Raw genomic sequence first — 26,730 nt, 5'->3', positions numbered from 1 at the left:
GTCCTCGGACAGCCCCGCACCACCGCCGACCCGGCCTAGTCCTGCGGTGGTGTCCACGCCGACTGTACGAGATCCCGGCGGGAATGCAGCGGCTCGACGAAGATGCCCCGACCCACCGGTTGCTTTGTCGGCTTCACATCGCCGATGAGAATCCCATCCAGTTTCGAGCCGTCCATAATGAGGCCCGACGAATTCAGGTTCTTGATCTGGCCGAGCACACTGTCGTACAACGCGGAATCGGCCTGGGCGATGTTGCGGGCGGCGATAACGTGCAGACCGGTGTCGCGGCCGTCGACAATGATGTCCTTGAGCGGATCCAGCGGATTTGGCATACCGCGCTGGGCGACCATGTGGTAGTCGTCGATCACCACGAAGATTTCCGGCCCGGACCACCACGAACGGTCCTTGAGTTGTTGCGAGGTAACGCCGTCCGGGGGGCGGCGGCTGCGCATCTTCTCCGCGAACGGCGGCAACCCCTCGCGCAGATCGCGCTCACTGGTCAGATACCCGATCAACTGCTCGTCCGAGATAGCGTCCATATGCTGGCGGCGGTAGTCCACCAACAGCACCCTCGCCTGATCCTTGTTGAATTGCAGCCGGATCGACTCCAGCAGCGCGGCTAGCACCGTCGATTTGCCCGAGCTGGACGATCCGAGCACGATCAGATGTGTCGAAACGCCGAAATCGACCGTGGCAGGGTGCAAATCGGATTCGCGAATGCCGAAGGGCACCACGAGGCGCTGTGCCAGATTCGCCGGTTCCGGGCGACCCGCGCGGACCTCGGCCAAGGTGATCTGGGCGGGCAGCAGCTTGACCTCTGGGGCCCGGCGGCTCTGATATTTCTGGTTCAGCTGATCGATCGCCGCCGCCAGACCCGCACCGGCGGATATGGGGTCGCCCACCCCGTCGATGCGCGGCAGGGCGGTGAGCATGTGCAACGCGTCGCTCGAGATGCAGCGACCTGGTCGATCCGGGGGAATCGCGGCAACCACATTGCGCTGTCCGAGGAAGATCGTGTCGGTGAGATCACCGAGCCGCATCTCTACCCGGGTCTGCAGTAGATCCTTGATGGCGGGACGGATCGCCGCCCAGCGCGAACTGCTGACCACCAGGTGGATGCCGTAGTTCAGACCCTGCAGCGCGATCGACTCCATGACCGGGAGGTATTCGTCGAAATACGGTCCGGTGACCGCGAATCCGATATCCCAGCCGTCGACGACGATGAAGACATCACCGTGTTCGTCACCATGGGCGGTGAGTTCCGCCGATTCCCGCGGCGAGGAGCGCCTGCGCCGGAATTCGCGCATGGTGTCGATGCCCAGTTCGCTGAACAACTGCTGTCGACTCGCGATGAGATTGGTGATGAGCGCGAAGGTGCGTCGGACCCGATCGCCGTCGCGGCCCGAGGCGACCGAGCCGACATGCGGCACGTTCCGCAGCCCGGTCAGACCGCCGGAGAAGTCGAGGCAGTAGAACTGGATCTGTTCGGGTGTATGCGTCAACGCGGCGGACATGATGAGCGTCTGTAGTGCGGTCGACTTGCCCGATTGCGGACCGCCGACGACGGCCACGTGCCCGCCCGAGCCGGACAGATCGACCGTCCAGATGTCCTGGCGCTGCTGTCGCGGCTTGTCCACGATCGCCCATGGCAACTGCAATACACCGGAAGTCGCACCGGACATGAATTTGTCCAGGGTGGGCGGCACGGTCAGCGGCGGCAGCCACATCTTGTGCGCCGGTGTGCCGAATCCGCCCAGTTGTTGCAGCACCGTCTCCATTACGGTCACCGGTTCTCCCTCCGGCGTCTCCGATTGCTGCACAATAGGTTCGGGCTCGACGGCCGCGGGCCGCACATCGATGATGTGCGCCGTGGTGAATTGCTGTGGTGGCCGATAGCCACCGCCGGGTCGCCTGGCGCGTTGGGCACTGGACGCCGAGGCCTGCGTGGGCGCGACATACGGTGAGCCGACGTAGGCGGCCTGGAATCGCTGCAGATCGCCCGAGCCGACTCGCAGATAACCCGAACCCGGCTTTTTCGGCAGGTGATACGCGTCGGCGGTGCCGATGGCGTCGCGGGAATCAGCGGTCTGGTTGGTGCGCAACGCGATTCGATAGGACAGGTGTGCTTCGAGCTCACCCATCCGGTTGGCGGGCACCTTCTGCGAGGCCAGCAGCAGGTGGATACGCAACGAACGTCCCAACCGGCCGATCGCGACGAACAGTTTGGAGAAGTTCGGATGCTGTTCGAGCAGTTCGGCGAACTCGTCGAGGATGATCAACAGTGTGGGCAGCGGCGCGAGCTGCGCGCCCTGCTCGCGGGCCCGCTCGTAATCTGCGACGCTGGCGAAGTTGCCCGCATCGCGCAGAATTCTTTGCCGCCTGCCCATTTCGCCGTTGATCACGTCTTCCATACGGGTGACGAGGTCGGCTTCTTCCTCCATATTGGTGACGACGGCGGTCACATGGTGCAGCCGATCGAACCCGAGGAAGGTCGCACCACCCTTGAAGTCGACCAGCAGCAGGTTGAGCACATCCGGGGTATGTGTCGCCACCGCCGAAAGCACCAGGGTGCGAAGAAATTCCGACTTTCCGGAACCGGTGGCGCCGATGCACATGCCGTGCGGGCCCATGCCCTCCTCGGCCGATTCCTTGATATCGAGATGGACCACGCCACCGGCCGGATCGTGGCCGAAGGGAATGTTCAGCCGTGATCGGTCCGCGTCGCGGCGGCGCGGCCACTGCTGCTCGGCCCGAATCGCCCCCGGATCGGTAATGCCGACCAGTTCCTCCCACGATGTGCCACCGCTGGCCTGATCCGCGACCACGGCCTCGACCACGGTGGACAGCCGGTACGGGGAGATGTTGCGGGCCAATGCCTTCGCCGTCGCCACCGACATCCCGTCGGCGGCTCCGACCCGCCGAAGCCCGCGCGGAGTAACCTCGTGCAGCGCCCGATCAGGCCCCACCGTGAACTTCAGCGCCCTGGGCAAGGTCTGCTCGGCCCGGCCCAGCCGCAGCCAGGTGCAGCCATCGACACCGGAAATATCCCGGTCGGTGGCCGGACTGCTGTCATCGACGATCAGCAGATAATGCTTTCGATCCAGCGTGGGTTCGGAATTCGCGGAGAACGGACCACGATTGAGTCCGGCCAGCGTCTTGGCACGCAACTCCGAAACGTTGCGATACACCATCCGGCTCGACCCGATCGCGTCGGTATCACTCGGATGTTGGGTGTGCGGCAACCACTTCAGCCACGACCACTCCGGTGCGTCCGGATTCGACAGCACCGCCGCGACCGCGACCTGATCCGGGCCGTGCAGCACGACAACCTCGGCGACCATCGCGCGCACCAGCGCGGCCACCGCATCGGGATCGCCGTCGACACCGATCTGCGGCGTCGAAAGCAGATTGATCGCAACCGGCATACCCCCGACAGTGGAATACGCCTTCGCGAATCGGGTCACCTCGACGACGCCGACCGGATCCAGATCCGACGTCGGCGCGGCCTCGGGCACGATGACCCGCACCTGGTTGGCGATCCGGCCCCGCCCGATCCGCACCCGCAGGAACTGCGGACTGGCGACCTGGACCTCCCACATGCGCTTGCCACCGATCAACGCAGCGATCTCGGCCGGACCGGGATGGGTATAGCGCAGGTAGCTATGCAGTTCCGTCTCCGCGGCATGCACGGTCTTGCGGTTATCGGTAATGCTGCGCAGATAGTCCTTGCGTTCTTCGTTCAGACCCGCCGCGCCTCCGGCGCCGCTCCCGGAGAACGCACCGCCCATCATCCCGCCCATGGAAACCAGCATCATGACCGGGAACATCAGCATCATCGGCGACATCTGCCCGCCACCGCGGAACATCATCACCATCATCCCGGCCATGGCCGACACCATGACCACCGGCATGATCATCTTCAGCCGCGATGGCGGCACCGGCTTGGGCAGTTCGGTCGGTGGCTGCAGCCGCAATTCGGTCACCGCGGGGGCTTTGGGTCCACGCACCATCCGAGCGGGCCGCACGAATCGGCGGGTAGCTGTCACGAGGTACCGCCTGGAAGACCGATGACGGCCTTATTCGTCGGGATGCCGTCGTGTTGGATCCGCGCGTCCTTTTGCGAAAGGGTAGGACCGACCGCGAACAGCGACACGATGGACCACGGTGCGGGCACCGGAGTCCGCAGTCCGAGCGACGTCAATGTGGAATCCGGATTGGAGTTGTTCTCCACCACGGCATTGATGCCATAGCGAACGCCGCTGTCGGAGATCCAGAACAGCGACTCCCGCCGCGGCGATCCCGGATCCGCCCCAGTCACCTGGACGAAGCGTCCGGTGGTGCGCGGCAGATATGCGGCGTCGGCTGTGGTCCCGCGTGAACCGGTGGCCGTCACCAGGCCGACGGTTCGGGTCTGTTCATCCACCTGCAGCGGCAGCTGCCGTCCCACGAGCAATTCGGTCGAGGCATTCTGATCGGTGCCCGCACGCCACCAGTGATAGCAGGTCACCCCCAGGCGCATCGGATCGACGACATGCACCGGCCGAATCGGATAGGCGGCCGTCCCCGGCCACGCACCCGGGCGCAGATTCGCCGCGATGACATCCGGCCCGACCGTCCTCGTCGATATCGAACCGTGTGAATCGGCGTTGCGCACGATCGATGCGAGCACCGAATTGATTTGCACCACACCGGATTCCGATACCAGATAATAGAATGCGCCGCGATCCGGCGCCGACACCGTCAGCACCGAACCGACCGGAACGCTCAGACCCGAGGACAATGTCACGGTATTCCCCGCACCGGGCACATCGGGCACCCGCAGCGGCGGCACCTCGGGGATTGCGGAGATGAAACCCTTGGAGACAGCGACCACGGTCGAGGTCGGATCGATGCCCAGGGCCAGGATCACCGCCGAATTACTCAGATCTATCGACGCCCGAACGATGCCCTGCTGCGGATCGGAGTACACCAGCCAGGTGGTGGTGTCATCGCGCAGCAGCCGCCCCTCGTCGGCAGCCAGCCCGCGGATCGCATCGCCGTTGACGGTCAGCGGACCGCCGATTGCGGTGGTCATCACCGGCGACAAAGCAACGGTCGGCAATCCGGTCTGCGGATTGACCGGCGCCGCCGCACCGACCTTCGCGGTATCACACACCGTCCACGACGAGTTCCGGTCGCCATTGTCCGCGATCACGCCGGGTGCGCCCGGAATACCGACCCACGGCCCGCGCGGATACTTGGACAACTCGTCACGCGAGACCGGCACCGGATTGTCCGCCGAACCCGCGATAAGTCGAGCCGAGGTCAGATTCAGCGCCGGATGCAGCCGACCGCCGACGCGCACGTACAGCGCGCCGGTGTCCTTCTCCGCGATGATCTTCGACTCCCCCACCTTCTTTGCGGGCTTGAAGAACGCCAGCAGAGCGGCACCGGTGATCACCACGCAGGCCAATGCGATACCGATCGACAGCGCGGTGGAGCGGCCGCGCTGCGGATCATCGATCATCGAGGCATCCCGACGGACCAGCGCATGCTCGATCCGGCGCAGCAGAAACCGCCAGCCCGATATCTGGTGCTTGGTCACCACCCGGAAGCGCGCCATGCGGATCAGCCCGTCGCGGCCGGCGCCAAGCTCGCGAGCGCGGCGGTGATGTCCGAGGAGTCGATGGTCATCAACTCCTCATTGGTCATCGAAAGCACATCCGCGTTGTCCCTGGTGAAGCGGTAGTCCCGCTCGGCCTCGGCGGCCTCGACCACATTGCGAACGAAACGACCGTTGCCCGCCAGATCGATAAGCCGCCGACCGTTCTTGGTCTGTCCCGACAGCTGCTCGCACCGCACCCGCAGGACGTCCTTGGCCTCACCGGACAGGATCGAATCCTTCTTGTGCGCAATATGATCGGCGATCCGCACCAGTTCGTCGGCCTCGTAGCTCGAGAAGCGGATGCGCTTGGTGAAGCGCGAGGCGAGACCGTCGTTGGAGGCCAGGAACCGATCGATCTGGTCCTCGTAACCCGCGATGATCACGACCAATTTGTCGCGGTCGTTCTCCATGCGGGCCAGCAGGGTGTCGACGGCCTCCTTGCCGAATGCGTCACCGCCGGACAGCCCCTCCTGGATCAAGGTGTACGCCTCATCGATGAACAGCACGCCGCCGAGCGCGGAATCGATCAGTGCGTTCGTCTTCGGCGCGGTGTGGCCGAGATGGGTGCCGACCATATCGTTGCGCGATACCTCGATGACTTCGGCGTTTTCGACCACGCCCAGCCCGGCGAAGATTTTGGCGATAACGCGGGCGATGGTCGTCTTACCGGTACCGGGCGGACCCGAGAAGATCAGATGCTGCGATCGAGAATCCACGGCCAAGCCGCGTTTGGCCCGTACCTGATCCATCAGCACACCCGACTTGAGCCGGTCGACCTGCTCCTTGACCGAGTCCATACCGATCTGCGACCGCAGCAACTCGGAGGCCTCCTCCAGCTGCGACTCACGTGCGAGCCGCGCGGCGGATGCGGCGACCTCGGTCGGGTCGTCACCGGACTTCGGATCCCACTGATTGGTGCGCGAGGCGATGACCTCGGCGGTGGTGATCTCGAGCCGATAGGACTTGTCCCGTACCGCACGCTGCCATTCGGGGCGGTCCGGCCACAGCGCGGAGCCCTGCAGCCCCTTGAGGATCTTGTCGGCGGCATCGTGCTCGCCGTCGTGGCGCAGCAGCATGCCGAGCAGGAAGTGCGCGTCCGCCCAGATGTAGGACAGATTGCCGGACTGACTGTCCTCGACGATGCGCTGCGCGCGCGGCAGAGCCTCGCCGAGCCGGCCCAGATGCGCCAGCGCCTGAGCCGTCATCAGCTCGGCCGCGATATCCAGCAGCCCGTCCTCGAGCGCGGGTTTTGCATTGCGAGCGGTGAGCACATCGAGCCACTGTTTGGTGCGGAAGAACAGCGACATCCGTACGAAGTCTGCGACATCGTCGCGCGGCACTTCGGCGAGAATCGCTGTGGCCTCCTGCCATTCGCCGCCGTCGGCATAAGAGCAGGCCTGGGCGATGGCGATCTGATCTCGATCCGCCATGGCCACACGCAGGCCGAAAACGCCGATCTCGACCTGACACCACAGCGCACGATCGACCAGACCGGCGCGTTGCTGATCCCGGTACAGGTTGTGCACCGATCGGTACGCACCGTAGATCACCTCGGAGGTGACCTCACCGGCCATGGCGCGGCCCAACCAGGCATCGCACATGTCCGGATCCAGGTCGGTGGCGGCGCGGAAGGCGGCCGCTGCCTGATGTTCATTTCGCACGCCCCCGGCGACGAGCGCCAGACTTTGCACACCTGTGTAGAACGCGTCCTCGGCCGCAGACAACTCGGACTTCCCTTCCGACGATCCTCGTGGACCGAAGATAGCCATTTCAGCCCCGGTCGCGACCGTCGCACTATTCCCAAGATTGGGAAGGCGACATCGTTACCCGGCAACCCGATCTATGTACACAGTTTTTATCGGCTCGATGTTGAATGTGCCGTTGTTTAGCGGTATGTTGGAGGTGGGTCGACGGTTCCTCATCCCGAAGACCCAGCCCCTCCAGTGGTGGTCGGTGGCCGTGATCCGGCAGCTGACCATCGGCTGGCATGCGGCGGATCGTCACCCCAGAACCCCGGCGATCTGTCATGCGGCGGCCGACGGTGTCCCCACACATCGTCGGCCGCCGTGCTCCGTTCTGCGGCCCGTTCACCGACCGCCGTCTTGGCGGCGCCGGACGGTTGGTACGGTCGCGGCCCCGGCCAATTCGCTCGATGGTGTCTCCGATGTCCGAGCGAGCTTCGACCACGGTGTTTCCCGTGGCTTGCGTGCCGTCGTCGCGCGCCGGTCCAAGGACTGGAAGGCCTTGGCGGGCATTGTTTTCGAGAAGGCCGCGCGCTGTGCCGATGCCCGGACCGCATGCGCCCACGGTGTCACGAAACCACGCGAACGACTGGGGCCGAGCGGCGGTTGCATGCGGGGGCCGATTCGACCGTCTTGGACAACACCGGAGGCGGTCGGTACGTCTTCGTCGAGGGCCGCACCCGACAGCCGCGGTTCAGCAGGAGGCGCGCCGGACACCTGCGGCTCAGCAGAAACCACGCCAGACACCTGCAGCTCACCAGGAACCACGCCAGACACCTGCAGCTCAACAGGAACCACGCCAGACACCTGCAGCTCACCAGGAACCACGCCAGACACCTGCAGCTCAACAGGAACCACGCCAGACACCTGCGGCTCACCAGGAGCCACACCGGACTGCCGCGGTTGAGCAGGGGGTACGTCGAGCATCCGCGGTCCGGCGAGGGGCGCCGAGGGCATTCGCGGTTCGTCGACCCCTACGGCGGACGATGTCCTGACAGAGGGCGCGCCGGTGAACAATTTGTCGACGTCGCGTCCGAGCGGTTCGACGGCCCTGCCGATCACCTCGATGACGAGATAGCCGATCAGCGCCCGCTCCATCTGCGTGCACAGTCGCCGCGCCGCGGCAACGACGAGCGGTCCGGCGATCCGGGCCGCGGGCGTGGCCGTCATGGCCGCGTAAGTCGTTGCCAGCGCGGCCAGTTCGGTCAGGACCACTGCCTTCGTCACGGTAATGACATAGGCCACCGCATCCAGCGCCTTCGCGATGACAGCACATACCCGATCGAGTTCGGCCTGATGGTCCCCATCGGATCCGGCCCATGTCGCGGCCAGGTGCTCGTACTCGGCGAGCGCATCCCCGCTGTCATCGACACCGGGCCCACGAGTATTCGCGGCGAATGTGCGCACTTTGACCGCGAGCCCGCGCACATCGCCTTCGTCGATATCCGGGTATCGAACCCCGCAGCAGTCGAGGAATTCCGCGACGTCCGGCGGAATCTCCACCGCCACTACAGCACCCGCACCACGACGGCGTCACTGGACATACGCGACCACTTCACGGTCGAACCGGAATACGGCGCCTCGATGACCATGCCGTTGCCCGCGGCCAACTGGACGTGCTCCGGCCCCCGCGCGCTGAACGAACTCGCGGGGAATACCAGGTCACCGGGCCGTACATCCGCCGGGGAAACTCGCACTCCGCTGTAGATCTGCTCGTAGGTCGTTCGCGGCAGCACCACATGGCCGTCGGAGGCCTGCGCGATCGCGTACTGGGTGAGACCGGAACAGTCGAAGCCACCGCCGCTCGGTCCACCGGCGCCACCGCCGCCCCAAATGTACGGTGTGCCGAGCCAGTCGCTGGCCGCGCCGACGGCCTTGCTGCCCGCGGTTCCATCCGAGGGCACCCGAGGGCGGCCGCGTCGGCCGTTCGACAACACCGCGGACCGCGAACGAGCGCGCCGACGACGACGTGGCGTCGTACTACTGGCCTTTCGCCGGGACAGCTCGGGCATGCTGGGCGGAATGATCTGCGCTGCCCGCTGACGCGCCGCCGCGACATCGGTATCGACCTGTTTGGCCGCTTTGGCGATGGTCGTATGCGCCGCTTCGAGCAGGGCGGGCCCGCTGAACCGGGTGTCACCGACCGATGCGATCGCCTGAATTCGCGATTGCAGGTCGGCGATCTGATTGGTCAAGCGATTGCGCCCGACGACCGTACCGTCCCCGGCCTCGCCCACGGTCTTGTGCACGACACCGTCTTTGCCCGCATGTGATTCCGCGATCGTCGATTGGATGCCGCGCGCATCGGTGTAGCGGGCGACGACGGATCCACCGTGCGCACTCAGGTCATTGGTCGCCGATTGGACGATGCTCGCCGTGGCGGCCGGATCGGGTTGCCCGTTGCCGTACAGCCCGAGCAGGGCGCGCAGAACCTCCTGGAGGTCGCCCGTCAATACTGGCGACATTCGACCGACTCGCTCTCGCTCATCACCGACCGCCTCTCCGGACCTGCTCGCCGAATATTTCGCCGGTTGGCACCGGTCGCCCCGAATCTCGGGGGGTGACAACGACTATGAGGCAATCGCGCTAATGATTCATCTTCCCAGCGGCGGGAAGACACGACAATGGGAACAACTTCTGGGAGGCGGTGGCGACGATATGGCGGCAGAACTGGCGGGTACCGCGGCCGAGACCTGGCAAACGCTCTTCGGCTCCCCCACCGGTAGCAATTCCGCAGAGCCCGGTGCTCCTTTCGGTTCGTCGCCTGGCGCTCCGTCCGGCCCACCGCCTGGCGCTCCGTCCGGCCCACCGCCTGGCGCTCCGTCCGGCCCACCGCCTGGCGCTCCGTCCGGCCCACCGCCTGGTGCCCCGGGGAGCCAACAAGCCGCGGACGGGTCCATCCTGCCGCCCGGTGATCCGTCCGGCCAGTTTCCCGGGGACGGTTCGGGCCACCCCCCGGGCGCCCCCGGTTCCGCGCCGGCCACCGCAGCGCTCGGCACACCGCCCGGTGCGACCGATACCACCACGTCCAGCAAGGCCAGCAAGGCCAAAACCGGCCACTACTGGACGGTGGAGCTGACACCGCCCCCGGGGGCGTCGGCGGGTTTGAAGGCATTCATCGCCATGGCCGAAGAGGCCATCCAAACGGCCATCGATCTGCTCGGCCGGGGTACCCCTGAACTGCCGCCCAAGGTTGACGACCTGCTGCGACCGGTGATCTACGAGAGCATCGGCGACAGCCTGATGAAGAAGCAGTACGAGGAAGCTCTGGCGAAGGTCCAGTCCCGGCAGACCGCGCTGCTTACCTACGACACCAAGGTCATGAAGACCTCGATCGTGGTCGCCGCGGGCAGTGATGAGACGCTGCGCGCGATCAAAGAGGTTGTCGCCGAACTCCAGACGAAACTGAAGGCCGTCGGAAGCGGAAAACTCAAGCCCGCTCAAGAGGTGGCCGTCATGAAACTGGTCGCTGAGGCGGTGGACCTCGTCTACGAGAAGGTCGAAGCGGTCTACCAGCTCAACAACGATATGGCCGGAGACGGTAACAACGGCTCCGGCAGCGGCGGGTCCGGCAGCAATGGCAAGTCCGGATCCGGCAGTTCGGGCGGGGGGTCCGGCGACGGCGGGCTCGGGCAGTTGGTGTCGATGCTCGGCATGCTGCCCATGATGGCAATGCCACTGGTGTCGCAGTTGCCGCAATTGCTGAAGCAGCACGACAAGGACAAAGACAAGGACAAAGACGCAGCCGAGGACAGCGCGCAGCCCGGTGCGGGCCAGCCACAAGCGGCGGCACCGGGTGCGGCGCCTGCCGGTCCCGCCGCGGCACCGGCGGCACCTGGTGCCGGCCAACCCGCGGCGGCACCCGCGGCAAGTGCGAGCGCGAGTGCGCCCGCATCGGCCACGCCGGTGGCGAATACGTCCCCGGTCTCGGCTCGTACCAGTGTCCGACGTGCGGTGAAACGGACCGGAACGACTCCGACCGGTACCGATACCGATACCGACGAAACGCACGAGAGCGATCCCGACGACGAGGTCACCGTGGATTCGCCTGTGGTGCAGGCATAATCGCCGATTCCTTCTTCCCGCACCGGCAGGCGATATCGCCTGCCGGGTAGCCACCATGGCCGAATCGCCACTATGGCTGAATTGGCCTGGTGTGAACCGAACTCCAACTTGTAGGCTCGCGCATCGGCAACGCACGGCGCCGCTGTGACGACGAGCGCGCGGCACCGGTCGACTCGCATCCGGTCCGTTGCGGTCCCCCTCGAATTTCAGGGGGACCGCAATGCCATGTCAGATCGTCGTCGGCGGGGGAACCGCAGGCGGGGCTGTCGGCGTCGTCGGCGCCGCGGTGACCCCCGGGCTGCTCGGCGTCGATGCCTGTTGCGGCTGCTGCGCGGAGTTGTCCAAATCGGCTCCGCTCGGGTGGAAGAACCCCTGGAACTCGCCGTAACCGCCGGTGCCACCATCGGGTGGGTTGTGCGGGTCGAGCGGCACGAGCTCGCCGTTGATGATGGCGTGCAGACCCGAGGGCTCCACTACGACAATCGCACTCCGATTCGCCCACTGCGCCACGTCACCGGTCTGCAGGTGTGGGCTGTTCGGGTCTTGGTCATTACCAGGAGCGACCGAAACCCACGGACTGCCCGCCGAGGGCGCTCCGGTCGTGCCCGCATAAGCCGCCCTGGCATCGCTGCCGCTCGGATTATTGAGCTCCTTCTGCACGGCCTGCGAGACCGCCGAGGACACCTTTTGTGTCGTGCCGTCGGGCAGCTTCATATCGACCATGGACCGTCCACCGGCGCCCACCGGCGGCGGTGTCGCACTGGCGTCCGCCTGAACGACATTGGTCGGCGCGTTCGTGGCGACCGCCGGCTGGACCTGCGCCTGCGCCTGCGCCTGCTGCTGTTCCTCCCTGCGCCGCCGGCGCCGCTCCAAGCGATCCTCCTCCTCGCGCTGTCGCTGGTCGTTATGGCCGTTGTTCCCCATCTGCGACAGCGCCTGCGACATCGCGATCTGCCCGATTATCGAACCCATATCCATACCGCCGGACCCCGACGAACCGCCGCTGCTGCTGCCCGTGTTGTTCCCGGCCTGCGCCGCGGTGGTTCCCGACTTCATGTTCTCGATCGCGCTCATAGCCGAATTGATCGCGGACATGACGCTGCTGTTCGAGCCGTCGGTGCTCGTGGTGCCGTCGGCGCTGGTCGTGCCGTCGGTGGTGGTCTTACCCGAACCGTTGCCGAGGACATCGCCGAGGTTGGGGTCGCCGAAGTTATCGGTGGGGCTGGGAGTCGGGGTGGGGCTGGGCGTCGGGGTGGGAGTCGGCGTCGGAGCGGGCGCAGGAGCGGGCGCAGGGGCGGGCGCCGGAGCGGGCGCCGGCGGCGGGGGGTCGTCGACCTTGTCGGCCACCCACTGGTATTTCTTGGTCGCCTCCGCGTATTTCTTATCCCATTCCTCTTTTACCGTGTGGATTGCGCTGACGTAGTACTGCATCTCTGCTTGCGGAGTCAGGAAGAACTTGCCGTTGCCGGCAGCCCCTTCTTTCGTGTTCTTTTGGTAGAAGGGGATCGCCATGTCGGAAGTGGCTGCGCCACCAGAGTGGCCGCCATAGATCGTGTCGCCATCTATCCTGGTGCCGAAAGTGTCGTTCGCAGGGTCGTACTTGAGGCGATCGTTGAGTTCTTCCACCAGGTGCGTAAGGTCCTTGAAGGTATCCTTGCCTGTTATCTTGGAGTCGTATGTAAGATCCGAAACCTCTTTGTGCTTGCCCGTGTAGTCATCCTTCCTTTTTTTCAGCTGCGCCTGCAGATCACTGGCCTTGTCCCGGATGGCCGACCAGCCGCTCGCAGTATCGATCTGATCACCGTCGAGCACATGGGTGAATCCGGGATTTTCCTTCGGATTACCGACACCGAGCGTGTCGAGATCCCATTGCATCGCGAACTGGGTGTCATCGATCAGCGAGTCGAGCGCCGCACTGCGGCCCTTCGGCTTCCACAGTTCGACTTTATACGCATGCTTCGTCGGGTCGTCGTCCTCGAATGTTTTACCCCCGAACGGCTCGAATTGCGCCGCGTTCAGATCGGCCGTCTGCTTCGCCTTCGCATCGGCCGCATCGGCCGTCGCCTTCGCATCGGCCGCCGCCTTCACTTTCTCGATATAAGCGTCCGGCTTGCCCGAGTCAAACGCTTTGATGATATCCCCGTATTTAGGGTCATCTTTTGTTATGCCGTGTTTGCCAGCATCGTGGACAAGCTGTTTTCGTATATTGTCATACGTATGTCCCCCGTCGTACCAAGGGTCGCTATATGAATAATTTAGTTTGTCGAAGACCTTCGCGAACTCTTCCGAATTCAATCCGGCCAGCTTATCCAACGAGCTCTTTGCTTGGTCGCCTTGGAAACCAAGGTTATCCCAGACTCCCGGCTCGTAATCCTTTTTTATCTGGCTAACGACATCTTCTACCTTGTCACCCATCAGCCTCTCCTCTGCCCGCTGGACCCCTCGGAACCCGCCGTACCTTTCAGCGCCTCGGCGATGGCCGGGGGCGCCCCGCCGAGGCGGCTGGAACCGACGCTGACGCTACGGACACCGGTCCTGACACCATGGGCAAACTCGACGTCCGGAATCGCCGTACCCACACCGGCCGTCTCCACGGCCGCTACCCGCGCCGCCTCGGGCAACAGCGGATGCTCAGCTATCTGGCCGTACGTATAGAGCGCATCGCGCAGAGTCTGCCGGTCGGGTTCCCCCACGGAGAGCAAGAGCAGCAGTTCATCGGCACGGCGTTCGAAAACCATGCCGCGCAAGGCTTCCGTGGATACACCCGGGCGAACTCCGCCGACCGGAACCGAGGACACGTCCACCCGCCGCGACCACAGCGCCGACGCTGTCATGTCATCGGCGGCGCGCATTTGGTCCCACCAGCTCACCGGGACGGGTTGACCGGCGTGCAGCGCATCGAGGATCTGCCGTCGCCTGGCGCGGCGGGCTACAGTCTCTCGGTCGACACCGGAGACCGCGGCGCGGACCCGCGCATCCGCGGCCCGTGCCAACTCGAGGCACTTGGCCTGAATTTCCGGCTCGGGCACCGTCGCCGCTTGGTGCAGCGATACGTCCGAACCGGCCAACGCGAGCCGGTCGACCAAGCCGGGACCGGGCGCGGTGAAGTCAACGGCGGACTCGGCGGGAGAGACCCATTCCTCGACGGCGGTATCGCCGTGCATCGCTGCGCGCACGCCGTCGGGGATTACTGCAGACGACACCAAGGCGCTGATCCAGACATCTTTGCGGCGGGCCACCAGGTAGCCGAACTCGGCGAGCATTCGGGCCGGGTCCGCGGTTCCTTCCAATGCCGCGATCGCCTCTCGATCCGCGGCACGGTGGGCGAACCATCGCCACGGGACGGTGACCTCCAAAGGCAGGAATAGTCCGGGAGGCAGCCAACCCCGTCCCTCGGTGGAGGTGAGCAAAACGATGGGTCCGGCAGAGGCTCGCCCCACCGCTACCGCCCATTCCATACCGCGCGCCGAATCATGTACGGCGGCGAGGGTCGCGGCGAGCAGGGTGCGGGCAAGCACCAGGTCATCTTCAACCCGCTCACCTACCGCGAACGACGGTAGCGCTTGCCTGTCCTGCGTCGGGTGGACCGCTGCCGCGAACGGGCCCACCGCCAGTGATGTGGGTACCCGGGCAGCTGTGCCCGCCCAAACAGGGGCAACGGGGGCAACCGCAGCGGGGTACGCGTCCGTCGCCAGTGGTGCGGGCATCCCGCCGACCAGATTCGAACCACCGGCGGTGCCCGCCCCGCCGCTCGAATCACCCACCGCGGGCAGCGACATGTCGGTGGCGCTGTACTCCGATGCGCCGAGCGATGGCGCCATGACTCCGATCGGTGTGATAGCTCCGGTTGGCAAGGTGTCGTAGGTTTGTGGCGCCGATGCCGCAGGCAACTGGGGTGCCTGCTCGGAGCGTGCCGGCCCGTCCGGCACACCCGCAGTGGGAGGTGCGGTTACGGGAGGCTGTGCTGGTTGAGTGCTGTTCGCCGTCGGTGTATCCGGCCCGGCGTGCACGGGCGGGGCCGTCGGTGCGCCGTGGGGACCACCTGCAGGGGCTCCGTGGTCGGGACCGCCCGCCCGACCGACCTGACGCCCACCGGCCTCATCCTGGTCTTCGAGCGCCTGCGCCGCCGCGAGCAATTGATCCCGTGCCTGATCGTGGTTGGCGGCGGTGTGTTCGGCACGGTCATGGCGCTTGTTGTAGTAGTCCACCAGCGCCCCATGCATCGGATCGGCGATCGAACCGTATGTACCTGGGAATTCGTCGAGCCAACCTTGCGGGATTTGACCCCACTCCCGGAGTTTTGCCGCTGCCACTTCGTGCTGCTTGGCGATTCGGCGCAGCTCATCCGGCTCGACAATCAGTCTTTCGGGCATGCTCGCTTAATTCCTCCCGCCAGCTAACTCGGATTCATTGTTCCGTCTCCCCAAAATTGGGGGGTTGGCCATCCGATCTGCCCCGCCATTGCCGCATGATCTCCGAGAGCGGCCTCGGCAGGTTTTCGGGGTCGTTCATGGCGATGTTGTATTGCCGCCGAGCGTCCTCGGTGCTCTCGGCAATGGCGGCCACGATTTCGGCGGCCAGTTCCTGATTGCCGAACCTGGCGCAGGTTCCCGGCGCCAGGTACAAGTCCCGCAGCCGCCCCGTCGCGTCGACCTCGGGAATGACCAAGCCGCTCGGAGACGGGCGACGCGCCACGATCGCGTCGGTACGTTCCCGCATCTCGGCGATGCGGTTGCGCAACTCGCGCGCCAGGCTCAGTCCGACGCGCACGTCGGGGTGGAGTTCTCTCATAGATCTTCCAGGATGCGCCAGGGTTCGCCGCATAGAATTCCCAATTCTGGGAAGGAACAATACTCGAGTTCAGGCCGGTCTCCCGACGGCGAGACCCTGAGTTCCCCGCGAGGTCCACCATCGACGAGTTCGCCACCGACTTCGGCGGTCTGCGGCACGCCGTCCCCCGGACCGTGCACCGGATGCCCTCCGCATTTCCCTCCGCACTGCTCGGCTCCGGTCGACCGATGACGCTGCGCGGTGCGGGTCATTCCTGTGATGGACAGACCGTCACCGACGGCGAACTGCTCGTCACCTACGCGCCGGATACGGCGGCCGCGCAAATACGCGAGCTCGGCGACGGCTTGGTCGAGGTGCCTGCCGGGATCAGCTGGTACGGCCTGGAGCGATACTTGAACCGCCGCGGCAGGGCCGTCCCCGTGCTCACCGACTACCTGCATGCATCGGTGGGCGGCACCCTGTCGGTCGGCGGCATCGGGATCAACTCGGTGCGGTATGGCATGCAGGTCGACCACGTGGAGCGGATCCAGCTGATCGACGGAACGGGAACCAGCCGCTGGTGCTCGCGCACCGATCATCCGGAGCTGTTCCGGTTCGCACTCGGCGGGCTCGGCACAGTCGGACTGATCGAACGGGCGGTACTTCGCACCGTGCCGTACTGCCGCGACACGCATGTGCACCGCACGTACCACGCCACACCGACCGAGCTCGTCGAGCACACCGAACGGATCGCCCAGCGCAACGATGTCGACGTCTACTGCGCGTCCCTGCGTCGCGGCAAGTTCTTCTCCACCACCGGCTGGAGCGAAAATGGTCCGCGACGATGCCGTGACGAGAGCTGTGCGATCGTGCCCGATCTGCCGTTCGTAGGCCACCCCGATACCGAACGCCCGGTCAGCCCGTCTGCTGGTCACGTGCGTCTTTGGACCGATTACCTCGTGCCTGCCGGGCAGCTCGCACCGATGCTCGCGGCCGTCGAGACACTACGGCACCACGCTCCGCTGAACGGTGTTCTCAGGATGTTGTACGTCCTGATCGTGCGCCGTCCGCCCGACACAACCTCGTTCGCATTCACCCCGATCGATAGCGCCCCCATCTCGATCGGACTGGGCGTGTATACCTCGGTCCACGGCGATCCGACCACCACAGCCGCCACCCAGCGCGTATTTCGCGACCTCTTGGAACGCTGTTGCGAGCTGGGTGGGCGTCCATATCTGTACGGCGTCAACAACCTGGACCGCGCGCTGGCCGAGCGACTCTACCGAAACAGCCTGGATCAGCTTGCGCAGGTGCGCGCCGCGCACCGATTGGAAAACGTCAACGCCCACCTCCCGCTCGTGCGGGCCGCTCTGTCTATCTGATCTCTGGCCGCGTCGGAGAACCGGCCACGACCGCGCCGACGCAGATGAACGCCATATTTGTGAAGGACGGGATCAAGACGAGTGAATGTCGACCGGAATAGGAGAGATTGTCGATATGGGGGCTGCCGGAGAATTCCTGGTCGACCTCGCTGAGCGGTTGACGCTGCGTTGTGACCCCGCGACTATCCGCGCCATGCTGGAACGCGCCTGCGGCGGAAAGTTGGATGCGCAACGGCCGGATGGAGGCCGAGCCAGCCTCCTGACCATCTCCGGTACTCCGTTCGAAGTCAGTGTGACCGGTGGCCGCGGCAAGCTCACGCCTGTCCTGCGCTATACCACCGAGACCGCGACGCAGAACATGGAGATCAGCTCTCGGGCCGACGCTCAACTCGCCGCTATCCGGGATCTTGTCAGATGGTTGCCGAAGGGAGATGAGACCGTCGTCGACTTGTTCCAGTCATTCGTCGCGACGTTGTATCCCGATCCCACGAAAGTTCCACCGCGCAGCGCCACATGGATAGGGGTTGCGCATGACACCGCGGCGCCGCATGATGCGGCTCGTCTCAAGATGTATTGCGGCTTGAACGTACCGGGGGCAGTGCACCGGTTGTGCAGCACATGGCCGGGCTTCACAGAATTCGCGTCCGTGCCCGACGAGGAGAAGCTCATCAGGTCTGCTTTTGCCACGATCGAGGTGGACGCGCACGGCGAAGTGATTCACAAGCTCTACCTGAGGGCCCGGTGTGACGATGTCGCCGTGCCGATGAAGCTGGTCCGCTATTTCGGCGATCCGGCTTGGGAAGCGTTATCCGAGCTCGTTCGGTGTGGCGCCGACGCGGCCGAGCTCCACCGATACGACTTCTTCGTCTCGTGTGCACGCGGTTCCGGCGCCCCTGTCTTCGGACTCGACGTGGGTGCAGGGCAACACGACCTGACCGGGCTTGTACGCGAACTCGCGTCCCGGCACCACGGCACCACCAAGGCCGTCGATGCGCTCGCCCAGGCAGCGGAGTCGTGCGGGGCGACACTGCGGTACTCATTCGTCGGAATGGGGTTCTCCGCCGATCAGGGCATCGACAAACTCAAGGTCTACGGCGCGCCCACCTGGAGTACCGAGTAGTACCCGGAATGGCCGGTCGGCTAGGGCAAGACTGCCGCCGTCGAACCTGGCCGTACAGTCACCGTCCTGCCATATCAGGGCCGATCTAGGGTCTCGCTGCTGCGGCCGTCTCCGGCCGCAGCATCCGGGGCTCCCCTGTCCGGCGCCACAACAGGCGGCGGCGAGGTCGCCGCGACCACAGCCCCGGTCGGCGGTCCTGCCGTGACCGGAGCACTGACCGCGGGCGCACTGACCGCAGGGGCACTGACCGCGGCGCCCGCCGGACGGGAGACGCGCTCGCCCTCGGCAACCGAAACCGCGGCCGGAACCTCCACGAACTGCGGATGGGCCACGATCTGCTCATGTGCGTAGATCGCGTCGCGCAGGCCCTGCCGCTCCATCTCTTCGGCCAGCAACAACACCAACTCATTGCAACGGCGCTCGAAGATCATGTCGCGCAAGGCCGAAGATTCGGTGTCGACCCGCAAGTCACCGAGTCCGACTCGGCCCACATCTACCCGGCGCGACAGCATCGACGCGGCCAGCAGATCGTCGGCATCACGCAGCTCATCCCACACCTGCCGGGACACGCTCTGTCCGGCCTGCACGGCCGAGAGAATCCGCTCACGCAATTGACGCGCGCCCGCGGCGTCCGCGCTGGCGGCCACCGACCGGCCGACCCGGTTGTGCGCATCCGTCGCTAATTGGACACAGCGCTCGCGTACCTGCTGATCCGACACGGTCGCAACGGATTCCAGCGCGGTCGGGGAACCGACCAGACCGAGCCGGTCCGCCGTATCCGGGGTGAACTCGCGCAAGTCGACGTCGTAGGTCGGACCGACGAGTCCTTCCATCGCCACGTCGTTCAGCTGTGTCCGCAGGCCAGGGTCGATCGGGCCGGAGGAGACCAGCGCCGAAAGTCTCGCATTCGCCTTCGGACCCCAGGCCAGGCCGAACTCGACCAGTACCCGGGCCGGATCCGACACGCTTTCCCAAGATGAGGTGCTGGCATCGGGGCCTAGCACTTCATCCCACAACCAGGGTGTCGAGACCTCGCGTGGCAAGTAGAGCCTTGCGGGCAGCCAGCCGCGCCCCTCGTTCGAGGTGATGAATACACCGGCACCGCCCGGACCGCGCATCACCGCGACCGCCCAGGCCATGCCCACCGGCGAATCGACGGCCGCGAGCACACTGCTGAGCAGGGTCCTGGCCAGCACCAGATCGTCGTTCACCGCACTGCCGACCACGTAGGCCGGTTCGGCCTCCTTATCCTTTGCGGCGGCCACGGCGGACGCGAACGGAGTGCCCACCGGCACCGGCATCGGGGTGGCATCGCCGGTCGCGGTGGCCCCGGTCGGTGGCTGACCCGAACCGCCCGCCGAACCGGTGTACCCCGGTCCCCCGCCCGGCCCGGAGCCGAGCGGCCCGGCCGGCGGCGCCGACGGTGTGGTTCCGGCCGTCGTGCCGGATGCACCACCGGTCGTAGCCGTCGTCTGATCCGGGTGCGAAATCGTGCCCGGCGAACCGGATGTGCCGCCGGGTCCGCCCGGTCCCGCGCTCGTCGATGTCGAATCGTGCGACGCCGCGGGTGCCATCGGGGTATCGGTCGACGTGTGTCCTCCGTCCGGTCCTCCGCCCGGTCCACCTCCCGGCCCGCCGGGCCCACCGCCCGGGCCGCCCGGAGGTGGGGTGTGGTGCGCACTGGGGTCCACGCCGTTGGACGTCGGCCCGCTGTGCGGGCCCCCGAGGTCCTGTCCGATCTTTCGAAAGTGCGACGCCACATCGTGGTCGGCGTTTTCATAGGAATCCGCCGAATCCCGAAGCGACTTCGCGGTGTTGAAGTGCTCCTGCGCCAGCGCCTTACCAGCGCGCTCGCGGGCGCCGTAGTACTTCACCAGCGCCTGGCGGACGGGATCCGCGATCGTTCCGTAGGTCGACTCGAAGCTGGCCAGCCACGCATGCGGCGGCTCCGACCACGCAAGAGTATCGCGCCCGACCTGCTCATGCTGCAGCGCCAACTGGCGCAGCACCGCGGGGTCGATATTCATGCTGGTTTCCGGCATTGTTCGATCAGACCCTTTCCCGCCGCCGTTCTCAACATTGTCAATCCTTCCCACTGAGGGGAATCCCAACTGAACTCCTACTGCGGGAAGCTGGGCGCGGCCGATCCACAATGGGCGGACCGTGGTGTCGAGGAATCCCGCCGAGCGGGTGGCCCGCGCCGACCACAGCGATGAACGAGTGGGAGCCGCAATGGATCAATGGGAACTCGAAAGCCTGCGGTCCGCGAACAACGGCATGCGAAACCAGATCGACTACATCATGGACGTCTACGAGAAACAGCAGGCCCAGCTCGCCGAGATCCAGCAGCAACTGGACGCATTGCGGGTGCGGGCCAGTTCATCCGATCAGCTGGTCGAGGTGACCGTGGATGGCGCCGGGGTGGTGACCGACGTTCGATTGACCGCGCAGGCGATGCGCGCGAAGCCCGAAAATGTCGGGCGAGCGATTGTCGAGGCCGCACAGGCCGCGGCACGGTCGGCGCGCTCGCAACATGACGCACTGATCGCACCGATCGTCGATACCGCGGAGCTCATGCCCGATCTGCCCGATCTGGTACCTGAGGCCCCGAGCTGGCGCGATGCCCGCGAATCCGCCGAGAACGACGGTCCGCGCGCCCGCTGAGTGCTCCCACTCCTGGGAAGAGTGCGCGGAACGCGTGAGAATTGACCGCAGGAGGCGTGAGGAGTCCGTGTGGCGCAGTCGTTGGAAGTCGATGAGGAGCGACTTCGTGCACTGGTGCCGGAATTCGAGGATATCGGCGCCGCCGCGCAGCGCGTACTCGATCAGTTGAAGGCCGCGCTGGAGCGCGAAGGCGAACCTTGGGGCAAGGACACTCCCGGCCAGGCATTCGCCGAGACCTACGTACCGGATAGGGACAAAGGAATCGCGAGCCTGGCGAAGACAGTCGCGAGCCTGCGCGAAGAGGGCAAGATCGTCAGCGACCTTGTCGACAGCTTCGACCGCCAGGACCGCGAGTCCGCTAACTTGATCGGCAGTACCGGAGACCGGTCACAGCCCAACAGACAGAACACCGATTTGACCGGACCGCCCAATCAATATGGGCAGGGTTGGCAGACTCCAGTAGCAACGAATACCACGCCAGACGCCACGCGATCGCCGACCGAATCGCAACCCGCACCCGGCGATCGGTCTACGCCGACTTCGACGACGACACCCAATACCTCGGGTAGTGCACAGCCGACAACTGGATCCACCACCGCACCGACACCCGATGGCGGCCGAAATGGAAGCGGCATGCGCTGGCCGAACAGTCCCTTCGGTAGCGATGTCGGCTCACCGAATGCGTCCGACACATCCGGCTCCCGGCCGGACTCGGCAACCGCCACCGGTGATTCAGCACCACCAAGCGCTGTCCGACCAGCCGTCGATGCTCCGACCGCGGACCGCAAGCAGCCGAATACGCCATGGTCCAGAAGTGCGTCCGGTACCGGTTCCACACCGGATACCTCCGCACCGACGGCCGCCGCACCCGCACAGCCATCGGCACCGAATAACGCCGCGCCGCGGGTATCAGCACCATCGAGTACGCCGCCGCGCATGTCCGCGCCGTCTCTGCCCGAGCAGCACCAGCAGCAGCACGCCCGTCCGGCACCGAAGGCGGCGGGCAAAGCCTTCGGTGCCGACTCGAAATCCGGCGCGCGCCATCCGTGGGCGGCCGATGGTGAGGCCCTCGGTGAAAACGCGTTGCTGGCACGGAAATTGGCCGATCGACATGATCTCGAGCTCGTCGGCTTCGACGATCCGACCGTCGACGCGTACACCATCCGGGAAATCGCGGCGGCGCTGGACGACGTGCTCACCCAGTACCCGTATGTCGACCTGCGCCAGATAGCGATCGCCGAATCCGCCGAATCCGCCACCCGCCTGGAATGGGACTGGGTCGCGGGGGCCACCGGGCCGGAGCCGTTCACTCGTCGCATCGTGCTCGACACCGTGGTTGCCCGCAATCCCTCGGTATTCGCCGAATATATCCGCGCCGCAACGCATTCCGGAAAAATCGCGCGCGGGTCCGACCGGCGGCCGGTGTATTCGACAATGGTCCGCGAACTCGGACACGCACTCGATGTCGCCGGTAGCTTCCGCGCCAGACAGGCGGCTCAGGACGCGCTGATCGCCGAGTTCACGCGCACCCGAGGCACCGCATCACGCGACCACGCGGCCACCGCGTCGAGTTCGGAGTACGAGCAGTGGCGCGCCCAGCTGAGCGGCTACGGATTCCACAACGGCCGCTTCGACCCCGGAATGGCGGTGGCGGACGCGTTCACCGAGGTACAGATCAACGGTTCCGAGGCGGCGGCACCCGCGAAGGTGTTGCACCGCTTGCTGGTCGACGCCGCACGGAAGTCGGCGACGCCGTGAGCTTCGGCGGTGGACACACCGCCGAAGCGCGGCACAGTACCTTCGAGACCGAACTGTCCGCCGCAGTCGGCGGTCAGCCGATGCGAATGCACGTGGGGTTGGGACCGGACACCGACTCGGCATTGATCAGCATTGCCCTGGCTCATCCGGATATCACCGATGACATGATCGCGACGGCACGTCGAGCATTCGTCACCGAGTCGGTTGTCGCCGACGCCGCTACCGAGGTTCCGGGTCTGCCCGAAGAACCGGCCGCCATACCGGGTGCGACGCTGTGACCCTGACGCTGCCGGCGGCATTTCCCAAGTGGCTGGTCGAGGCCGTTGCGGGGTACTGGCCGGATTGCGATGAGGACGCGGTGCGCCGCGAAGGTGACCACTGGAAGACGACCGGCGACAGCTGCCGCCAGCTCGGCAAACGCCACGATGCGGCATCCACAACGGAAAAGGCCGCCCTCCACGGCTACACAGCCGATACGAAGGCGACCAGGAACGTGCAGCTCGGCGACGATCTGCGCAACCAGGCCACGTACTGCGACTCCATGGCCGAGCAGTGCTACCAGAAGGCCAACGACTGCGAATTCACCAAGCTGCAGGTGATCGGAACCGGAATCGCGCTGCTGGCGCAGCTGGCGGTGGATGCGCTGCTGTCCGCACCGGGCGTCGTGAAGGCGGCCGAGGACCGGGCGGCGGCCGAGGCATCCTGGACCGCGAGTGCTCGCCGGTACTACGGCAAGATCAAAAAGGTCGGGCTGGAGTGTGCCACCAAACGCAAGGGGTTGCCGCTGGCCAAGGCCACGGCCATCGGGTTCGTAGTCGGTGCCGGTGCCGCCGCGGCGGTCAATGCCGGTGCCCAGTTCTACCAGATGGAGGTATTTCATCATCGCGACAAGATGGACTGGGGCATGGTCGAAGATGCCGCGATCATCGGCGGCGTCGGCGGCGGCGTCGGAGCGCGCTTCGCCTCGCGCTTCGCGCCCGGGATCAATAAGTTCCTCGGCAAGGTCGCCGGGAAATCGGAATCGAATGCCGTCCGCTACGGCGCGCACGTCACCGCTGGGCTGCTGATCGGCGGCGTCGGCGGCTTCGCGGGCGCGATCGGCGGTGCGGGCGCGGGGATAGTTGTCACCGGGCATATCCCGAACGCCGACGAACTCCGAACCAGCGTGATCCAAGGTTTCGTCGGCGGCTTCGTCGGTTCGGCCACGGTCTTCGCGCGGCCTTTGCCGCCTGGGGTGCGAGTCAAGGCCAAGACGGACACCTCGAACTCGAGTACCTCCACCACATCGCCGAGCACTACACCGCCAGGCGGTAGTGGCCCACACCCGACTACTACACCACCGGCAACTCCTGGCACACCGCCGGGCGGCACCACACCACCGGCAACTCCTGGCACACCGCCGGGCGGCACCACACCACCGCCCGGCACCACACCACCGCCCGGCACCGGACCACATACGGGCACCCCACCACGGCCTACCGACCCGAACGGGACCCCCCGCACCGCACCACCCGAGGGAACCCCACCGCCCGGCACCACACCACCGCCCGACACCACCGGGCCGCACCCCGGCGGCACCGACCCTGGTTCCGGCGGTCCGACCAGCGGTAGACCTGCGACAGACGAGCCCGCAACTCCCACCCGCCCGCCGCGCACCGACGAACCAGACCGCCCGCCGCTCCCACGTGGAGACGATGACAGGGGGCTGCCACCTCGACAGCCTCAGCGGCCGGAAGAAGGCACCCCGCCACCCGGCCGCAATGGCGAAAGGGAACCAGCCGAGCCACAGCCGACGGCGCGACCAAACACCGAAGAGACCACGCCACCAGGCCGCGACGAACAAGTCCGGCCCCCGCGTACACCCGACGAAGAAGCAACTCCGCCACCCGACAACCAAGGTGACAGCGCGTCCAAGCCCGCAAAATACAAAGGCGGCACACATGACGGCCAGGACACCGACGCACCCGGACCCGACAACAAACCTGGCACCACAGGAGAGGCACCACCAGATACAACCGCACCGGGTGAGCGCGGGCAGGGCGACCATTCCGCCCCCAAGTCCACCCCCGACGAACCGCCGACCCATCCCACGCAGCCCGAGGGCATTGATTCCGGCACCGATAATGCGCCCCCGCACATAAAGCGCCTCAATGATGCTCTCGAGCACCAACGCCCCATCGATCATCCATTGCCGGACGAGCTTCCCCCGCCACCGCGAGAGGACGGTACCCAGTCGGATCCGGCGGCCAGCTTGTACCAGAGACACTCGGGCCAGGACGATCCCGCGAACGTCCCCAACGTGGTCGAAGGTATGCACGCGGTGATGAACGACTGGGCCAACCCCAACCAGGCTGCGTCCGCCGTGCATCTGGGGAGAGCTCTATTCGAAGCGCATGTCTACCTCGGGCCCGGCGGCGAGATACTGGCCACGAAGACCGGCGAAGTCGGCAACCGAGTCCTGCGAGTCGAGGTATCGCGACCGGACACCCCGGCGGCACCGAGCGGCCGAGCGAGAACCGAGATACCACCACACGCACGGAGCCTCATCGAACAGAAGCTCCAGGCTTTCGCGCATCGGTACGGCATCGAGGAAGGTCCCGACGGTCAGAAGACCTACTGGTTCGAAATAGACGAGGGCGGTTCGGCTTTCAACCCAAGGGCCCTCGAAGAAGGGCATGGCACCAGGCCCGAAGAAACCACGCCTCCAGGGGGCGACGAACAGCACACACAGGAGGGGAATCACGATCCGGGCAACCCCCACGATCCGAACCAGGACCACGGCCCGGAGCCGGAGCCCCCAACGAATACCCCCGATCCAGGGAAGGGCGAGCCGATAGGAGCGCCAGCGGCCACCGATGTCGGTGCGAAGGGCGGGCCGGAGCCTCGGCCGAGGGAGTGGCCCTACACCAACCCTCCAGATATGGTCACGGTTCCGCCCGGGACCCCGCTTGATCTGAGGTCCCTCAATCCCATGGAAAAGTACCTCTGGGTGGTCGACGCCGAGGGGAACTTCAAGTTCGCAACGGAGCTGCAGAACTCCTCCGACTTCATGAAGCCGCTGCCGCCGGATCAATATTTCCATATGAAACACGGTGACCTTCAGCCTGGCGAGGGAGGCACCGCACGTGGTCCAGCGCGAGCGGGGGGCGAGCTGTATAGGGTTCGCAATGCTGATGGCACACTCAGCGACATCTGGTGCCTCAACAACAACTCGAGCTACACCTTCCGCCGAGTTGACGAGAACGGGCAGCCACTTCCGTGGGCGCCCGCCGAAAGCCTCGAGGCCGTCCGCCAGCATCTAATCGACGGCGGCACCCCTGGAGAAAAGCTCACGACGAACGATATCCTGGCCGACAAGCGACTGAACCGAGGTATGCCATGACCCAGAAGCCCACTGATCTCGGCAGAGCCGCCCAAGCACTTCTCGACACCAGCTCACACGCCTATGCCGAGCTTGATCCGTCCGAGATCAGGGAGGGCATCATCGGCTTGGTCGCCGCCCAGGAATCCGCTTACCTCGAGTACGACATGCTCGAAATCGATCTCGCGCTGATACGGGCACTCCTTCTCGAAACCGCCGACGTC

General features: G+C 65.8%; 17 protein-coding genes. 8 read left to right on the top strand and 9 right to left on the bottom strand.

Annotation, left to right across the window (positions count from 1 at the left end):
* Positions 1-35 precede the first annotated feature (35 nt).
* The 5 genes from eccCa to ABZW16_RS21540 form a co-directional block, all read right to left on the bottom strand.
* On the bottom strand, positions 36-4,046 hold the full coding sequence (gene eccCa / locus ABZW16_RS21560) for a type VII secretion protein EccCa (RefSeq protein ID WP_354957729.1): 4,011 nt from the start codon (positions 4,044-4,046) through the stop codon (positions 36-38).
* Positions 4,043-5,602, bottom strand: a complete 1,560-nt coding sequence (gene eccB / locus ABZW16_RS21555) for a type VII secretion protein EccB (protein WP_354957728.1) — start codon at positions 5,600-5,602, stop codon at positions 4,043-4,045. Before eccB ends, eccCa begins: the two co-directional genes overlap by 4 nt.
* 5 nt (positions 5,603-5,607) lie before the next feature.
* The gene (eccA, locus tag ABZW16_RS21550; protein WP_354957727.1) at positions 5,608-7,368 is read right to left on the bottom strand and encodes a type VII secretion AAA-ATPase EccA; all 1,761 of its coding nucleotides are present in this window, start codon (positions 7,366-7,368) and stop codon (positions 5,608-5,610) included.
* Between the two features lie 363 nt (positions 7,369-7,731).
* Entirely contained in the window at positions 7,732-8,895 is a 1,164-nt protein-coding gene (locus ABZW16_RS21545; RefSeq protein ID WP_354957726.1) for a hypothetical protein, read from the bottom strand.
* Positions 8,895-9,851: a C40 family peptidase gene (locus ABZW16_RS21540; RefSeq protein ID WP_354957725.1), complete on the bottom strand. Its 957-nt coding sequence runs from the start codon at positions 9,849-9,851 to the stop codon at positions 8,895-8,897. The genes ABZW16_RS21545 and ABZW16_RS21540 overlap by 1 nt, the downstream gene beginning before the upstream one ends.
* A gap of 193 nt (positions 9,852-10,044) precedes the next feature.
* Between ABZW16_RS21540 and ABZW16_RS21535 the strand changes: the two genes are divergently transcribed.
* Complete coding sequence (locus ABZW16_RS21535; protein ID WP_354957723.1) at positions 10,045-11,451, top strand: hypothetical protein; 1,407 nt, start codon at positions 10,045-10,047, stop codon at positions 11,449-11,451.
* A gap of 228 nt (positions 11,452-11,679) precedes the next feature.
* On the opposite strand, the gene ABZW16_RS21530 is transcribed toward ABZW16_RS21535, so the two are convergent.
* The 3 genes from ABZW16_RS21530 to ABZW16_RS21520 are packed head-to-tail and all read right to left on the bottom strand — an operon-like array spanning position 11,680 to position 16,242.
* Complete coding sequence (locus ABZW16_RS21530; protein ID WP_354957722.1) at positions 11,680-13,866, bottom strand: hypothetical protein; 2,187 nt, start codon at positions 13,864-13,866, stop codon at positions 11,680-11,682.
* Positions 13,866-15,824: a type VII secretion target gene (locus tag ABZW16_RS21525; RefSeq protein ID WP_354957721.1), complete on the bottom strand. Its 1,959-nt coding sequence runs from the start codon at positions 15,822-15,824 to the stop codon at positions 13,866-13,868. The genes ABZW16_RS21530 and ABZW16_RS21525 overlap by 1 nt, the downstream gene beginning before the upstream one ends.
* 34 nt (positions 15,825-15,858) lie before the next feature.
* Positions 15,859-16,242, bottom strand: coding sequence for a hypothetical protein (locus ABZW16_RS21520; RefSeq protein WP_354957720.1), 384 nt, complete (start codon positions 16,240-16,242; stop codon positions 15,859-15,861).
* A gap of 182 nt (positions 16,243-16,424) precedes the next feature.
* On the opposite strand from ABZW16_RS21520, the gene ABZW16_RS21515 reads away from it, so the two are divergent.
* Together ABZW16_RS21515 and ABZW16_RS21510 are read left to right on the top strand one after the other, a co-directional pair.
* Positions 16,425-17,603 carry an FAD-binding protein gene (locus ABZW16_RS21515; protein ID WP_354957719.1) on the top strand — a complete coding sequence of 393 codons (1,179 nt, stop codon included), beginning with the start codon at positions 16,425-16,427 and terminating at the stop codon, positions 17,601-17,603.
* Positions 17,604-17,796: 193 nt separating this feature from the next.
* Positions 17,797-18,723 (top strand): hypothetical protein, encoded by a 927-nt coding sequence (locus ABZW16_RS21510; RefSeq protein WP_354957718.1) that lies wholly within the window; start codon positions 17,797-17,799, stop codon positions 18,721-18,723.
* Between the two features lie 74 nt (positions 18,724-18,797).
* Here ABZW16_RS21510 and ABZW16_RS21505 read toward each other — a convergent pair whose 3' ends face one another.
* The gene (locus tag ABZW16_RS21505; protein WP_354957717.1) at positions 18,798-20,765 is read right to left on the bottom strand and encodes a type VII secretion target; all 1,968 of its coding nucleotides are present in this window, start codon (positions 20,763-20,765) and stop codon (positions 18,798-18,800) included.
* A gap of 124 nt (positions 20,766-20,889) precedes the next feature.
* On the opposite strand from ABZW16_RS21505, the gene ABZW16_RS21500 reads away from it, so the two are divergent.
* The 5 genes from ABZW16_RS21500 to ABZW16_RS21480 all read left to right on the top strand — a co-directional run.
* A complete protein-coding gene (locus tag ABZW16_RS21500) occupies positions 20,890-21,387 on the top strand; it encodes a YbaB/EbfC family nucleoid-associated protein (RefSeq protein WP_354957716.1) in 498 nt (165 codons plus the stop codon).
* 69 nt (positions 21,388-21,456) lie between these two features.
* Positions 21,457-23,145 (top strand): hypothetical protein, encoded by a 1,689-nt coding sequence (locus tag ABZW16_RS21495; RefSeq protein WP_354957715.1) that lies wholly within the window; start codon positions 21,457-21,459, stop codon positions 23,143-23,145.
* Complete coding sequence (locus ABZW16_RS21490) at positions 23,142-23,423, top strand: hypothetical protein (protein WP_354957714.1); 282 nt, start codon at positions 23,142-23,144, stop codon at positions 23,421-23,423. Before ABZW16_RS21495 ends, ABZW16_RS21490 begins: the two co-directional genes overlap by 4 nt.
* Positions 23,420-26,527: a hypothetical protein gene (locus ABZW16_RS21485; protein WP_354957713.1), complete on the top strand. Its 3,108-nt coding sequence runs from the start codon at positions 23,420-23,422 to the stop codon at positions 26,525-26,527. Before ABZW16_RS21490 ends, ABZW16_RS21485 begins: the two co-directional genes overlap by 4 nt.
* The coding region (locus tag ABZW16_RS21480; protein ID WP_354957712.1) for a hypothetical protein at positions 26,524-26,730 on the top strand (207 nt) is incomplete at its 3' end. The genes ABZW16_RS21485 and ABZW16_RS21480, both read left to right, overlap by 4 nt.

Origin of the sequence: Nocardia sp. NPDC004604 (assembly GCF_040609795.1) — a bacterium.
Classification (GTDB): Bacteria; Actinomycetota; Actinomycetes; order Mycobacteriales; family Mycobacteriaceae; genus Nocardia.
This window is presented reverse-complemented; position numbering and strand designations above follow the sequence as displayed.

Coding starts and splice junctions, on each gene's coding strand:
- eccB (WP_354957728.1), bottom strand. CDS start 5,602: ATGGCGCGCTTCCGGGTGGTGACCAAGCACCAGATATCGGGCTGGCGG.
- ABZW16_RS21540 (WP_354957725.1), bottom strand. CDS start 9,851: ATGTCGCCAGTATTGACGGGCGACCTCCAGGAGGTTCTGCGCGCCCTG.
- ABZW16_RS21535 (WP_354957723.1), top strand. CDS start 10,045: ATGGCGGCAGAACTGGCGGGTACCGCGGCCGAGACCTGGCAAACGCTC.
- ABZW16_RS21530 (WP_354957722.1), bottom strand. CDS start 13,866: ATGGGTGACAAGGTAGAAGATGTCGTTAGCCAGATAAAAAAGGATTAC.
- ABZW16_RS21525 (WP_354957721.1), bottom strand. CDS start 15,824: ATGCCCGAAAGACTGATTGTCGAGCCGGATGAGCTGCGCCGAATCGCC.
- ABZW16_RS21520 (WP_354957720.1), bottom strand. CDS start 16,242: ATGAGAGAACTCCACCCCGACGTGCGCGTCGGACTGAGCCTGGCGCGC.
- ABZW16_RS21515 (WP_354957719.1), top strand. CDS start 16,425: ATGCCCTCCGCATTTCCCTCCGCACTGCTCGGCTCCGGTCGACCGATG.
- ABZW16_RS21510 (WP_354957718.1), top strand. CDS start 17,797: ATGCTGGAACGCGCCTGCGGCGGAAAGTTGGATGCGCAACGGCCGGAT.
- ABZW16_RS21505 (WP_354957717.1), bottom strand. CDS start 20,765: ATGCCGGAAACCAGCATGAATATCGACCCCGCGGTGCTGCGCCAGTTG.